The organism is Shewanella eurypsychrophilus (assembly GCF_007004545.3).
GTDB classification, from domain to species: domain Bacteria; phylum Pseudomonadota; class Gammaproteobacteria; order Enterobacterales; family Shewanellaceae; genus Shewanella; species Shewanella eurypsychrophilus.
This window is the reverse complement of record NZ_CP045503.2, coordinates 5,747,436-5,762,024: the sequence shown is the minus strand read 5'-3', so window position 1 is coordinate 5,762,024 and position 14,589 is coordinate 5,747,436. Positions and strand designations below refer to the sequence as shown.

General features: G+C 43.5%; 13 protein-coding genes. 8 read left to right on the top strand and 5 right to left on the bottom strand.

The genetic code is table 11. From position 1 onward, the window contains the following. Positions 1 to 11: 11 nt before the first annotated feature. Positions 12 to 1,808, top strand: a complete 1,797-nt coding sequence (locus FM038_RS24830; RefSeq protein WP_142873325.1) for an AMP-dependent synthetase/ligase — start codon at positions 12 to 14, stop codon at positions 1,806 to 1,808. A gap of 396 nt (positions 1,809 to 2,204) precedes the next feature. Beyond that, positions 2,205 to 2,612, top strand: coding sequence for an acyl-CoA thioesterase (locus tag FM038_RS24825; protein WP_142873326.1), 408 nt, complete (start codon positions 2,205 to 2,207; stop codon positions 2,610 to 2,612). Positions 2,613 to 2,698: 86 nt separating this feature from the next. On the opposite strand, the gene FM038_RS24820 is transcribed toward FM038_RS24825, so the two are convergent. Continuing rightward, a complete protein-coding gene (locus tag FM038_RS24820; RefSeq protein ID WP_142873327.1) occupies positions 2,699 to 3,142 on the bottom strand; it encodes an acyl-CoA thioesterase in 444 nt (147 codons plus the stop codon). A gap of 153 nt (positions 3,143 to 3,295) precedes the next feature. Beyond that, complete coding sequence (gene mtnC, locus FM038_RS24815; RefSeq protein WP_142873328.1) at positions 3,296 to 3,973, bottom strand: acireductone synthase; 678 nt, start codon at positions 3,971 to 3,973, stop codon at positions 3,296 to 3,298. A 255-nt stretch (positions 3,974 to 4,228) separates the two neighbouring features. Here mtnC and FM038_RS24810 point away from each other — a divergent pair, with 255 nt between their 5' ends. Then, entirely contained in the window at positions 4,229 to 5,428 is a 1,200-nt protein-coding gene (locus tag FM038_RS24810; RefSeq protein WP_142873329.1) for an alpha/beta hydrolase-fold protein, read from the top strand. 59 nt (positions 5,429 to 5,487) lie between these two features. On the opposite strand, the gene FM038_RS24805 is transcribed toward FM038_RS24810, so the two are convergent. Both FM038_RS24805 and FM038_RS25355 read right to left on the bottom strand, forming a co-directional pair. Beyond that, complete coding sequence (locus tag FM038_RS24805; RefSeq protein WP_142873330.1) at positions 5,488 to 5,967, bottom strand: hypothetical protein; 480 nt, start codon at positions 5,965 to 5,967, stop codon at positions 5,488 to 5,490. Positions 5,968 to 6,034: 67 nt separating this feature from the next. After that, the gene (locus FM038_RS25355; protein WP_272877521.1) at positions 6,035 to 6,169 is read right to left on the bottom strand and encodes a hypothetical protein; all 135 of its coding nucleotides are present in this window, start codon (positions 6,167 to 6,169) and stop codon (positions 6,035 to 6,037) included. A 166-nt stretch (positions 6,170 to 6,335) separates the two neighbouring features. Between FM038_RS25355 and FM038_RS24800 the strand changes: the two genes are divergently transcribed. The 5 genes from FM038_RS24800 (at position 6,336) to FM038_RS24780 (ending at position 12,200) form a co-directional block, all read left to right on the top strand. Then, positions 6,336 to 7,610 (top strand): efflux RND transporter periplasmic adaptor subunit, encoded by a 1,275-nt coding sequence (locus FM038_RS24800; RefSeq protein WP_142873331.1) that lies wholly within the window; start codon positions 6,336 to 6,338, stop codon positions 7,608 to 7,610. Beyond that, on the top strand, positions 7,603 to 8,310 hold the full coding sequence (locus tag FM038_RS24795; RefSeq protein ID WP_223292965.1) for an ABC transporter ATP-binding protein: 708 nt from the start codon (positions 7,603 to 7,605) through the stop codon (positions 8,308 to 8,310). Before FM038_RS24800 ends, FM038_RS24795 begins: the two co-directional genes overlap by 8 nt. Further along, the gene (locus tag FM038_RS24790) at positions 8,300 to 10,678 is read left to right on the top strand and encodes an FtsX-like permease family protein (protein WP_142873332.1); all 2,379 of its coding nucleotides are present in this window, start codon (positions 8,300 to 8,302) and stop codon (positions 10,676 to 10,678) included. Before FM038_RS24795 ends, FM038_RS24790 begins: the two co-directional genes overlap by 11 nt. A 279-nt stretch (positions 10,679 to 10,957) precedes the next feature. Next, entirely contained in the window at positions 10,958 to 11,437 is a 480-nt protein-coding gene (locus FM038_RS24785) for a hypothetical protein (protein ID WP_142873333.1), read from the top strand. Between the two features lie 199 nt (positions 11,438 to 11,636). After that, a complete protein-coding gene (locus tag FM038_RS24780) occupies positions 11,637 to 12,200 on the top strand; it encodes a porin family protein (protein ID WP_142873334.1) in 564 nt (187 codons plus the stop codon). Between the two features lie 1,041 nt (positions 12,201 to 13,241). Here FM038_RS24780 and hutI read toward each other — a convergent pair. Further along, a complete protein-coding gene (hutI, locus tag FM038_RS24775; RefSeq protein WP_142873335.1) occupies positions 13,242 to 14,468 on the bottom strand; it encodes an imidazolonepropionase in 1,227 nt (408 codons plus the stop codon). Between the last annotated feature and the right edge of the window lie 121 nt (positions 14,469 to 14,589).

The window sequence follows — 14,589 nt, the reverse complement described above, 5'->3', positions numbered from 1 at the left end:
GTCGCAAAAGTATGTCACTCGAGCAGTATCATTTAACACGTTTAATTAAGCAGCAAAGCCTACAACTAGGTGAAGCTATCGCGCTCGAAGGATTCGAAATGGCGGCCCCATGGCACAAGGTGAGCTGGAGTGATTTCGACAGCATAAGCACTAAGATTGCCCAAGCTTTGATTCATTTTGGTTTCGACGCCCAAGATCGGATCGTCATTTTGGCACAAAACTGTCCTCAATGGACCTGTGCCGATATAGCCAGCCTCAAGACTCGTGCGGTCGTGGTGCCTATCTATCCGACCAGTACGTTTGAGCAGGCGAGCTATATTGTCGATGATGCTAAGGCAAAATTGATTTTCGCCGGTGACCAAGCACATTACCAAATGGCCTGTGAGCTTACGAATACCTGTAGTAGCTTAGTTAAAGTCGTGGTGTTCGATAAAAATGTGACGTTGCAGGATAATGATAACCATCACTATTTTGATGATCTTATTGCTGAAAGCTATCCATCAAAAACGCTGATAGAGCTGGATAAGCGTCTTGAAGCTGCAAATCTTGATGACTTACTAACATTAATTTATACCTCTGGCACTACTGGGGACCCAAAAGGCGTGATGCTCGATTATCGCAATATCGCTTCTATGGTTAAGCAGCATGATAACTTCCTGCCATTTACGCCTGGTGATGTGTCGCTGGCTTTCTTGCCTCTTAGTCATGTTTTCGAGCGAGGCTGGAGCTTCTACGTACTTTGTCGAGGCGGTCATAACGTCTATTTACAAAACCCTATGGCGGTCAAAGAAGCCATAGTCCAGGTGCGTCCTCATACGCTTTGTGTGGTACCGAGATTTTTAGAAAAGGTATATAGCGCAGTTCAGGATAAGGTCATTAAAGCGCCTGAACTCAGGCAGAAGATGTTTGCTTGGGCCATGTCTGTTGGTCATAAGCAGTCCGAAGTGGGCCAGGGCCGACATAAAGCTTCATTGGGCTTAAGCTTACAGTGGAAACTTGCCGATAAACTGGTTTTTAGCAAGCTGAAGCAGGTCTTAGGTGGTCGTCTTAAGTTTATGCCTTGTGGTGGTGCAGCGCTTGACCCGAATGTCAGTGCCTTCTTCCAGAGTATCGATGTGCCAGTTTTATGTGGCTACGGTATGACCGAAACTACCGCTACCGCAACTTGTAATACTCTAGCTAATCGAGTGCCGGGATCTAATGGTGCGGCTTTACCTGAAATTGAGATAAAGCTAGGTAAAGATAACGAAATTCTATTACGTGGCGATACCGTCATGCGTGGTTACTACAATCGACCACAAGAAACAGAGCAGACGTTTGAAAATGGCTGGCTTAAAACCGGTGATGCAGGCCGAATCGATGAGCATGGCAACCTGTTTATTACCGATCGCATCAAAGAGCTGATGAAAACCTCTAACGGTAAGTATATTGCACCGCAACGCGTAGAAGGCAAAGTGGGTTGCTGCCCATTCATCGAGCAAGTTGCCATCGTTGCAGACGCCAAGAACTATGTTTCAGCCTTGATTGTTCCGGCATTTGAAACCCTTGAAGCTTGGGCTAAAGAGAAGGGGATTCATTATGAATCACCGATGGAACTGCTGAGAAATACCTATGTGATTGAGCACTTTGAACAGCGTCTCAAGACATTACAAAGTGATCTTGCTGGTTTCGAAAAGATTAAGAAATTTACGCTATTGCCGGAAGCTTTTTCGATGGAAGCGGGTCTAATCACCCCGACCATGAAGCTACGTCGCAAGGTGATCTACAATAAGTACGCTCGTGAGATCAGTGCGATGTATGGTAGATAGATCTGCTACGCATCTCTATAGGGCCACTGCGTGACGGATTTTATAGAAAGAGCCAAGATGCTGTAATTACAGTGTGAATATGAGGGATGCTTAGGCATCCCTTTTTTGTACATGGAAGTACTTATCCCCAGAGTACAGGATGTACTAGGAGGGGAGTAATGTCAGGAGCATTTATGTCACTTTCCCATGGATGGAAAGAAATTGATCTTAATACTTGCTCCTCGATACTCGTAACTGCTTTTCCTGTTATTTCTGTTTCATTGCATCTCACTGAAAACTTCGCTAACGTCTGCAGATAGATCTGCTGCGCATCTCTATGTACGCCACTTCGTGGCGTATCATCAGGGACTAAACAAAGTAATAAGTATAAAAATAAGAATAAAAGTAGGAAGTCGTATGAAACCTGAGACCTTTTTCAGCTTGGCCATTCAGCCCCGATTTAATGAAACTGATGGCCTAGGCCATATCAATAATACTGTGCTTCCTGTGTGGTTTGAGGCTGCCCGTGAGCCGATATTTGAGATTTTTAATCCTAGCCTAGATTTGAGTCAGTGGAATCTAATCGTGGCGGGTTTCACCATAGCCTATACGTCGCCAACGAACTATGGTTCAGCTGTATCGGTGAAAACTTGGATTAGTCGCGTGGGTAATAGCAGCTTCGAGGTGGCCCAGCAGAGCTGGCAGGGTGGCAAGATGACCGCAGAAGCTAAGACCACATTGGTGCATTACGATTACGGTATAGATAAGAGTCAGCCTATCTCTGATGGTGTAAAAGCGCAGTTATCTCAACTGACAGGCGTTTAGCTGTAGATAGAGTCATAGAAACTTCTGTACGTACCAACAGCTAGCCTCAATCTCGAGGTTAGCCGATCTAGCCCAGTTTAAACCATTTACGCCTCAGTCTTCTCTTCTTCGTGATCTCTTAGCGCCGATAATAGCTCTGGGATCAGTGTAGCCTTCTTGCCAGTTTTAAAATTAAACATCACCACTAGCGAGTTACCTAAAGTTGTAACCGCTTGCTGCGCCTGACTAAATACTGTGTAGTGCATCATGAAACGGTCGGCTTGAATATCGCTAATCTTAACGCCGACAAGTAATGTATCAGGAAAAGTCACCGGGCGTTTATAGCGGGCATGGTTATCACTCAGTACTGGGCCGACTTGAGTCGTTTGCAGATTGCTAAGTAGGTTTACTTGAGTAAAAAAATCGATTCTTGCAGTTTCAAAATATTTGAAATAGACCACATTATTCACATGTTGAAGGGCATCCATCTCTCCCCAAGCAACAGGTATCTCTGTGTAGATAGGGTGCTGTGCGATAAATTTTTCTAACATGGTGACTCCGTTATTATTCAAACAAGCGTTTAACTTGAGAGGCAGCATAGCAGCATGTCATAGTGGCAACAAGTTGAACAAATTTTATAGACTGCAGACATAAAAAAAGCACTCTATATAGAGTGCTTTCTAATATGAAAGTATGTTCGAAGATTAGAACGTCAGCTCTGTAAAGCTAGTGATCTGCTTATGGCTGCCTGTGCGTTGATCGTTTGAGCGAACCATCTGCATGGTACGCATGCCGGCCTCTTCAGCAGCTTTGAGTTCTTCAACCACATCTGAGATGTATAGTACCTGTTTCGGCGCTAAGCTGATGGTGTTGATGATGTTGCAGTAAGCTTGTTTGAATAGCTTGTTACCAGTACGAGTATCGAAATGGCCATCGAAATGTGGGGTTAAGTCACCGCCATCACTGTGGGCAAACAATAGCTTCTGCGCTTCTGCTGAGCCTGATGAAAAGCTATATAAACGCATATTTTGCTGCTTAATCCCTTCGATGCTCTCGATAAAGTCAGGGAAGATATGGCCAGTGAACTCACCTTGGGAATAACCTTGCTTCCAGATTAAACCTTGCAGCGTTTTCAATGGTGTTGCTTTACGGTCTTCTGCAACCCACAGCTGTAAAATTTCAGTAACACGTTCCAGTGAGGCCTCAGGTTCAAGGGCGATATCCCTCACGTCGCAGATGCAGTTTTCAACTAATACATTATGCTCATTTTCTTTAAGAAAATCGGGGAGTGCCTTGGCTGAGTAAGCAAAAAGCGTGTCCTTAATAAAGCTAAGTTCGGTTGTTGTACCTGCTGTATCTACAACGATGGCTCTGATACCCATGATTACTCCACAATGTGTCTGAAATTGCTATTTCAGTAACTGATAACAATACTTTTATGCGTCGATCCTAAGCTGAATTGACCACTATTGCTAGCTTATTCGGTGAGCAAACTGTACTAAATTTACCAAAAATCTGCTTTAGGTAAGTCTCTTGATAATACCCTGATCAACTTCTTACTAGTTTGACCGTTTTTAAAAGCGCATAAAGCGTGTTAGCTTCGATGGCTATCACTTATTTCATGGAAGATGAAACTTATGTTAAAGCAGTTTGTTTTCGGTATCACTCTACTCCTCGCTGTGACTTTATTTGCTGCTCATAGCCAAGCACAGGGCATTGACCCGCAGCAACTGAACACCAGTCTAGATGTTTCTAGCTCGCTGTCTGATAAGCCACTCTCTTTCAATGTGACCTTGCCGCCGAGTTACTTCGACAATCCAGATAAACGCTATGTGGTCATGTTCGACTTTCACCCCCGTAGCCAGGCATATCTCAATGGCATGCATGATTGGATGAGTCATAATGGTGATTGGCCTTGGTTGGAAACTATTATCGTGACTGCGCCTGATGGTGATAAAACCTTAGGGGATTGGAAGGGGTTAGCTATTGAGGAGCGCGGTGATACTAAACTGTTGGACTTTATGGAGCAAGCGCTCCTGCCAGCCATCGACACTCAGTATCGAACCAATGGTTTTCGCATTATGAATGGCTTTACCGGTAATGCAGGGCTTGGCTTATATACTTTGATTAACCGTCCCGAGTTGTTTAATGCCTATTTCGTTGCCAGCCCGGTACTGAGCAAAGACTTTGCTTACGTCATCAAAGATGCCCCTAAGAAACTGGCAGCCATGAAAGGTAAGCCACGCTTTCTATTTATGAGTACCAGTGACTCCAGCTTTGAGGAAAGGCAGTTAGCCAGCTTTGCCGAGATGGAAGCCATAATTAGAACCAGTGCCTCATCCACCTTGGATTACCACATCAAACGCTTCGACGGCACCTATTACATGACCCAGCCGATTTTGGCGACCGCCTATGGTATCGAACTCTTGTTTAATGATTACCATCAGGTGCTAAAAGCGGATTCGGAGATCTCACGACTAGGCCCGCAAGCGATACTCGATCACTATAAATATCTCTCTGAAGAGAAATATGGTTTCGAAGTGCCAGCAACGGATTCGTTAATTGCCTTGGCCGAGGCTGAAATAGCTAATGGTTCTCCCGAGGGAGCTGAAAAAGCATTAGCTATCTATCTGCTTGCCGTTGAGCATTACCCCACTTCTCATACTGCCCAAGATGCACTTGCTTCAGCCTATGCAGATGCTGAAGAGTTAGAGCTAGCTATTAAGCATGAGCAATTAGCACTGGATAATACTGACCATCCATTTTGGCGTAATAAGTATTCAGAGCGTTTAAAGAAGTATCAAGCCTCAGTAGGTGGTCGTTCTAGCAATCTATAGCGAGTTAAATAAAAAGTATCCGATGACTGTTAGGATACTTTTCAACCTTGTTTTGACGCTTAATAAGTGGTGTAGCTTCTTGAGCTATCAAGGCTGCTGAGGACTGATTTTAGGGTGCTATCTTTCAGTATTAACTCAGGGTCCATCGCCTTAAACTGCTCTAGCATCGGCGTGGGTAGATTATCGTATAGAATAAGAAATTCACGATCGAGTTTCAGCATAGGTAAGGCTTTAGCAAGAGTCTCGTTAGTTGTTGAAAACTGACTTGTATCTTTTGTCCATTGGCTTGTAAGTTTAGACCAGATAGCTTTGTCACCTAAGGTTAGCAGGTAGGCTTCAGCGTTTTGTTTACTTAGAAAGGTTTGTTTTTGGGTGTCATAAACATATATAGCGGGAAATTTATGTTTATCAGTAGACGTTGAAATTGTTTTCATTAGTTTTGATTTTACGCCATTACCTATAGCTGTTAATTGATTTTCGCTTGCTTGAACATTTGCAAAGAATAATATAAAAGTGAATATGGTTATTATTGTTTTCATTTTTTCTCTTTAATTCATGGGGGCTTTAAATCCCCGATTTAATCGGTTATCCTAAAGTGTCAAAGTATTACAGATTGCCATTTCGATCAACGCTACAACAAATTGCACCACCGCCTCCACCTTCTCCAATTGCAGTGCATTTAGCGAAAACATTAGAAGAGGTAAATAATAAAATAGAGAGAATTAATGCAGTTTTAAACATTGGTATATCCATATAATTTATATGAGTTAAATAATTGAAGTACTTCCTTGATCTTCGTGAAATAAACTATCAAACAGAAAATATGTTGTCAATGTTGTTTTGTTTTGGTTAATTTGTCATTGTATGTTTATAATTATTATGTTGTATTAAAATTAAATGGAATTTAATGATGTTTGAGATCCCCAAGGATAGGAGTCGAAATAGCAAGATACGCTGGTTTGCCTTTGTAATGTCGATAATCGCGATCTCAATGATGTTAATTATTTTTTCTGGTAACCAAGCCTTCTCATCCGACAGTGTCAATAACGACTATCTCATCGATGAAGTCATCATTTCCCCCTTCAATGTTACTATTTCTGGTTATGGCAAATTAGTTCCCAGTACTCAACGGGGTATTAATGCCTTGAGTGGCGGCCATATTGTCGAAGTGTTTAAAAAACCAGGTAGTTTAGTCAAAAAAGGGCAAGTTATATTAAGCCTTAACAACCCTAAACTAGAGCGGTTAATGGAAACCAGTGAGTTAGCATTACTTGAGGAGCAAGCGAATCAGCTACGTATAAAAGCGGAGTCGATACAGGCGCTTGATGATCAGCGAGGGCAGATACGCCTTGCTAAGGTGAGATTAGCATTAGCAAATGCTGAGCTAGTTGCACATAAAAAGCTTAAAGAGAACCAGGTTATTTCCACGCTAGACCTACATAAAGCTCAGGTGGCATGGGAGCAAGAGGATGCCATATTACAGATGGAGCTCAGCCGTCTGCAGACATTGCAAAAAACTCGTAAGGCGATTGATGATTCGGGCCAGTATCGACTAGAAAAAGCGATTAAACAGCGAGAACTATTGGTCTCTGAGGTTGAACAACTTAATGTCCGTGCGAGTATGGATGGGATGCTAACAGAGCTGTCTGACGATCTTGATATTGGTCGGCATGTTGATGAAGGTCAGGCTGTAGGCATGATAGCCGATCTCTCCTCCTATTATGCGCGTATTAATATTACGGCATCTGATTCTGAGTATGTGAGTTCAGGTTTAATTGCCAGTATTCAGTTTAAGGGCGTTGAGATATTTGGTCAGGTGTCACGAGTAGAGCCAACGGTTAATAATGGTAGTGTTGAAATAGATATTAGTTTTAATACACAGCTCCCTGCGGCGGTGAGGCCAAATATAGATGTCAATGCACGTATAGAGATCGCAGACCATGAGAATGCTTTGGTGGTAAATAGGCCTGTAGGTGTTATTCGGCCACATAATAAATATTCACTGTTTGTTTTAGATGAATCGAGAGAGGTATTTCAGCTGCGTAGTATCAATATTGGTGATATAGCGGGTGAAAAGATGCAGGTGCTAGATGGTGCATATCAAGGTGAGCAGTTTTTGATGCGTGTTCCTAAACATCTCGCTAATGCGTCTCAAATTATGGTGGCTGATATCTATGAGTAATTGCGTCATTGAACTAAAAGGCTTGAATCGGTCATTTATTAATGGGGCTGGAGAGAACCATGTTTTAAAGCAGATCGATTTTTCGGTTAATAGTGGCGATATGGTCGCAATTTTGGGGCAATCTGGCAGTGGTAAATCAACCCTATTGTCGATTATGGGGTTATTAGATAAAGCCGATAGTGGCCAGTACCTTCTCTGTGGTCAAGATGTTAGCACTCTATCAACGTACCAGCTCAGTCAGCTGCGAAATGGGCATATAGGTTGGGTATTTCAAAACTTCAATTTGATTGCCGATATGACAGTAACTGAGAATTTGACTGTACCTTTACGCTTTAATCAATCGGTTAATCGTGTTGACTATGAGGCGAAGATTGATGAGGTGCTTAGCAAGATAGGTTTAGACGATAAAAAATCATTTTTTCCTGCTGAGCTATCTGGTGGGCAGCAGCAAAGAGTCGCAATCGCTAGGGCACTTATCTGTCAGCCAGACATCATTTTATGCGATGAACCCACGGGTAACCTCGACTCCGCTAACTCTGACAATGTGATGGAGCTACTCAGTGGCTTAAACCAAGAGGGCAGAACGGTGCTAATTATTACTCATGATCCTGCCGTTGCCGCTTACTGTCATAAAGCATATAAAATTTGTGATGGAGAGATTCAAGCTATTTTGCAACAGGGGTTTAAACATGCTGTTTGATCTCGCATATGGTTGGCGAAAGTGGCGAGGTCAGCGTGGGATATGGGGGACTCTAATTGTTAGCTTATGCCTGTTTTGCAGCTTAATGGGTTTTGTGATTAACCTTTTTTGGTTACTCAATAGTGATCGCCCTCAATGGGTAGGTAGTAACCAACCGATAGTGACCATTGCTAATAAAGATCTGAACGGTAATCTGCAACCAACATCAGGCTTTGAGGTCGAGCTGATACTTGGAGTATCTGGTGTTAAAAAGGTGGCAACCATTGCCACCAAGCGCAGTGCTATCACCTTCGGGTTGCAAGAGTTGCCTAGATTAACAATTGGCTTTTACTCTCTGAATGCTATTGAGATGCTTGATTTACCTGCACCATTTTCGTTGGCAAATTTTGAAGCAAAACAAGGCATAGTTTCACATCAATTTTGGCAGCAGCATTTTGAGCCATCGGCTTCATTGCAACAAGATGCGTTATATTATCGTGATAGCCCATTTTTAATTGCTGGCAGCGCCCCAGTTTCTATGAAAAAGCTTGGTGATATGGAGATAGATATCTGGTTGCCAGATACTTTTCTACAGCTAGGTGTGCCAGATATGTTTGAAGATAACCCAGATGTTTTTTTGAAGACTCAAGCAAACCGTTATGGTTTTGCACAGCTGTCACAGAAACAAGATCTGGAGCGACTTCAGAGTGCATATACGAGCTTAAAGCAACAGACCCCTAGACCTGAAGGCGGCTTTGTCGATCACCACTATCAGCCATGGTTAATTGAAGGGGTGGAACTGAATCCTAATGGCCGCGATGTGTTACAACGTCAAGCTTGGATTTTACTGCTGTTATTGGCTGGCTTTGGTTTTATTATTTTTAGTGGCATCGTGTCGGCCTATACACAGCAAGGTATTGTTAGACGCTCCGAGATGAGCCTTAAAATAGCGCTTGGTGGCGATAGCAGAACTCTGGTTTATCAGCTGTTAAGGGAAAATCTTTCTGCTTTGCTTCTCGTTGCTCTTGTTAGCCCTATTATCGGTTTTGTGGTGCTTCAGTATGCAAGCAGTATCACGGTATATGAGCAATATTTTAGTTATGGAGTTAATTTTAATATCTGGCTGTGGCTACTCGCGCTTTGTGTCTCTCTTAGTCTGTTTATGGTTTGTGCATTGATGCCACTAAAAGGTGCGATAAAGGGCACCTTCTCGCGGGGTAAACAGGGACATATGACCAAAGCTCAGCAAAGGGCTACGCGATTTATTCTGTTATTACAGTTAGTGGTCATTACGGGGGTCACAGTACTTTCATTAAGCTTAATGTCTGAGGAGTGGCGTAAATACACCTCTATTGAAATTGCTGAAGATATCTTAAGTTTTCAACCTAAGGTGGAAGGTGGCTTAAGTTTGATTATGAGCGCTGAGCAGCTTAATGGTCAGTGGTCGGTTGCAGGTAATCAGTTAGCAATATCATCAAAAAGCTTTACTCAACTTGGTGCTCAGTCATTAAAGTATCAAGTGGAGAGTGGTACCAGTATAGAGAAGCCGATAAATGGCCTATATGTTTCTGAAAACTATTTTGGTTTGCTCGGTATTCGACTCGCCACCCCTGGAGAACTGCTTGAGAATAGTGTGATGATCAATCAAACCATGGCATCTCAGCTTGCGACTGATCTGGACTTAAGCAGTTGGCGAGCCGCAAAAGGGTTAGCGCTTAAGGTGTCAGGCTTCTATTATGAAAAACAGGTTCGTATTGCGGGCATAGTTACTGTTCAGCCTCATTTTGGTATTGCTCAAACCGTGAAGCCGCTAATTTATTTGAACCTAAAAGATCAAAATCCTCTTCTTGCCAGCCGTATTGCACCAGTATTTTATACCAAAGGTGGAGATAGAGTGGCAATATCATCCCATCTGAATGATTGGGCTTCGCTGCAATCACCTAAATTGAGCTACAGTGCAGGCGATACGTTAGTGCAACAGATAGTGGATACCGATGTCGCTGGTAAGCTGCTGTTTTTTACCTCTAGTGCGATGGCTTTGTTTATTCTCGCTTTGGTGGTGTGCACCCTTTATAACAAGTTCAGCTATGCGGTGAAAAGCGAGCAGATGAAGTGGGCTGTGATGTTGGCTGTCGGAGGGGAAAAGCAAACCTTAATGCTGAGTATGGTATGGGTGAACCTGGCATTAACTATGTTTGCGATTACGATAAGCGTGTTTATCAGCTTTATATTCGACAGCTTTAGTCAAGCATCTATGGGGGTTTCTCTATTGCAGCCGCTAGTATGGGCTGGGTGTGTGACTTTAAGCTTACTCTTCATTATCGCTATCACTCTGTGGGCGGCCAGAGGTGTGCTAAGGCAAAATATCAGCACCTTGTTAAGGTTGTAGTTTGAATTGTTGGCAATCTATCATGTTGCCCTTAACTCCAAATCTCCCATGATGCTCTAGCTGCGCTAGAGTCTAATACCGATTGGTATATATATCGCTTCAATGAATATGAACGGGGGAGTTATCTCTCCCCTAATGTTGAAGTAAGGTCATCATTCCTTTTGTATCATCCTTTGCAATGGAGACTCACTACAGCTGATCATTTTACGTTATCCTATGGCATATTGTGGAGTGATGAGATCACTTCTGTTGTCAGTATTGCTTAAAGGAAATTAGCAAGTGGAAAATGTAAACTTGGTTACAAAGTGGCAAGGCGTTAAAGCTAAAATCGTCAAGTTTGCCATGTATTTACCTGCGATTGTTTTTGGGGTGTTGCTGGTTGAAGCGAATTTGCAGCTATTCAGTTATACAGCAAACCATATGTTAAGATATTTACAGTCTGTGCCGAACTATCATATAAATAGTATCGAGAATCTCTGGTTGATCTTGCATGATGTCACCCTGATTGTTTTTCTGTCCTTTGTTTTCTATTTTAGCTATCGAAAGTTGCTAGCTAAGTTTCCCGATAACCTATTATCTGCCTTGCTAATGCAATTTCCCATGTTGTTCGTTTGCTTCTTTCTTATATCGCCAACATTCGACTTTAGCTCACTATTTGCCATTCATACGTCGGTAACCCCGCTTGTAGCCTCGTCTTCAGTATTATTACTTTATGGTTTCAATAGACTGATCAAGAGCAAAGTAACGCATCTGAGTTAATTATTGGGTTTCTTACTCTCACCTTGTTAAAGGAGCGATGAAGTATAGTCACTCGATTACACTGAAATTTATTCACTCTTTTATGCTTGTTTCTGTTGGTGATGTTTTGTTTTTACAGCTGTAACTGGTTAATATAAGTTAACTTTAAGGATAGTTGCCATTAAGTTATTTGGTAACGAACAACGACACAGGGATAGCAATGAAACTCAACACTCATTTATTCGCAGGCATGTTAATTACAGGCATGTTACTCACCGCAACAACCCCCGCTTTTGCCGCTAAAGACCTAGGTTTTTATCTGGGTGGCCAAGTTAATAGCACTAGCATCGAAGACAATATCGGTAAGTTTGATGAGTCGGCGATAGGGCTCGGCGTTTATGGTGGCTATAACTTCAATGATAGCTTTGGCCTTGAAACGAGCATTTTCGCGACTGACAGCTTCGTCGATGAAGGGGATTTTCGTATGGCGGCGATGAGCATCTCACCTGTAGTGCGACATGCTTTTACCGACAGTGTCACGGTTTACTTAAAGGCGGGATTAGTCATCAATACCACTTACAGTGACGATGACGATAATGATGAGAGTTACAAAGGTACAGGCTGGTTGTTTGGCGCCGGTGTCGATGTGACCTTAACGGAGTCATTGGCCCTACGTGTGTTTTATGAGATCAATGAAACAGAGCCAGAGTCTGGTGAGCTTGATAAGTATTATGCCGATATCAGTCTAGTCCAATATGGACTTGGTCTACATTATCGATTCTAGTTTTATGCTGAGATCATAAATTTAATCAATTTTAGCTTTCCAAACTTCGTTTGGATTGATAGTTACTGTCATGGCTGCAACAGCCTCTTATCGCTGAGATAGTTATATCGCTTTTCTCTGATAGGCATGTCGGTCTAACGACCGAAGAAAGTCGTGGAATTCCATTCCACACCAGGGCAAGGAGGACTGCTCGTCCTAGCCAACAACATCCCTGTCTAAAAGCCAGTTCGGTATCCGTACCTCTCGCTCAGAGAGGTCATTATCATGACCTTCGCCCTTGCATCCACCCAAACGCCCCGGCGAAGTTGTGATCCTTCGGTCTTACTTGAAAATAGCTAACGTTTCCGATGATCCGAATTATATCCCTATAATTCCATCCAGTTCGGCTATCCCTGCCTCTCGTTCATAAGCGGAAAACGATGTTTTCATTCACCCAAGCCCCCCCGAAAGTTAGTCCGACATCCATGTCGGTCTCACACTATTTATTCCAACACCCATCGGCTAAGTAAATCCATTTACTTAGCCAGTTCGCCATCCTTGGCTCTCGCTCATAAGTACAACCACCTACGGTGATTACTCGCCTTCCAATGGGGACTTGTTGTATCGACACGGTAATTTGGTTATGTATGGCTAAATCATACTTACTAGTTTCGAATGCATTAAAGCGATGACTTATTGTTGATCCAACTAGAATCGAAGAGATATATTTCTTGTCATTCAGCCAGTGTAGATGCAGCTGCGAGTTTCGGTTTCAGGGATGAAACCGTAAAGCGGCCAGGGATGGCTTCACAGCGTCTCGCAGAAGTATCTGCACGTAAGCCCACGGCAGGTGATAGGTAACATTACGAGTTAATGTTTAAAATGAGTCTTCATGGAGTGATAGGTGGTTCGCATATCCATATGCTGTAGCTGGTGTAAGCATTAAACACAAAGAAGGCCATGGGCACCATAAAACCACCAATTACCCACATGGCCAGATGAAACCAACCCAAAACGATGAGCTAGCCTCATCGCTCAGGCTGACTACTTCAGGTTGCCAAATCATTGATGTACTAGATGTCCATTCTTAACCACATCGACACAAGCCCCAACTCCATAGGTGTAGGACAGCTCTGCAGGAGTGGTAATATCCCACAAGCAGAAATCAGCCTGCATGCCGGCTTCTAATACGCCTACCTTATCCTCGATACCTAACGCCTTGGCAGCATTGCGCGTCATACCCGCAAGCGCTTCTTCAGGTGTTAAGCGGAACAGAGTGCAACCCATGTTGAGCATCAGTAGGCTGGAGCATAGTGGTGACGACCCTGGGTTGTAATCACTCGCTAATACCATAGGCACTTTATGCTTACGCAGTAGCTCAATGGGTGGCATCTGGGTTTCACGCAGGAAGTAGAATGCGCCGGGTAGCAAGGTGGCACAGGTGCCGCTCTTACTTAAAGCGATAACTCCGTCCTCATCGAGATATTCGATGTGATCGACCGATTTGGCGCCTAGCTTGGCCGCCATGGCTGAGCCGCCTAAATTTGATAACTGCTCGGCGTGGAGTTTGATATCCAGTCCGGCATCCTTGGCTGCGGTCAGCACCCGCTCGGTCTGTTCGACACTGAAGGCGATGTTTTCACAGAAAACATCGGCTGCATCGGCTAGCCCTTCTTCGATGACTGCGGGTAGCATTTCGTTGATCACAAGATCGACATAGCCGTCGACGTCATCTTTATATTCAGGCGGAATGGCGTGTGCGCCGAGGAAGGTGGTCTTCACGTCTACGTGATGATGCTTGCCGAGTTCACGAGCGACACGTAAAATCTTGAGTTCAGTTTCTGTATCTAAACCATAGCCAGATTTTATCTCTACCGTGGTGACACCTTCTTTTGCGAGGGCGTTGAGGCGCTTGCGCCCTAGCTCGAACAGCTCGGCCTCACTGGCTTCGCGACAGGCTTTAACCGTTGAAATAATACCGCCACCGCTGCGGGCGATCTCTTCATAGCTTGCCCCTTGGAGGCGAAGTTCGAATTCGTTGGCACGGCTACCAGCAAAGACTAAATGAGTGTGAGCATCGATCAGTCCCGGAGTGATCCAGCCGCCTTTACCTCTGTAAACAGGCGTTGATAATACATCGAACTCAGGAAGTTCTGAGCGTGGTCCAACCCAGGCGATTTTGCCCTCTTTTACTGCGACAGCTGCATCAGTTATTGCTCCGTAAGGCGCTGAAACAGCTGGAGACATGGTTGCCACATTGACGTCAATCCAGACTTGATCCCAAGACATATTTTTCCCTCACTTTTTGATGTGTTGTTATGCTGACTTTGTTTCTTATTCAATACTAAATAAAAGAAAGTTTGTGATCCAGCTTGTATTTACTTGTATATACAAGCTAGGATTATAGCGG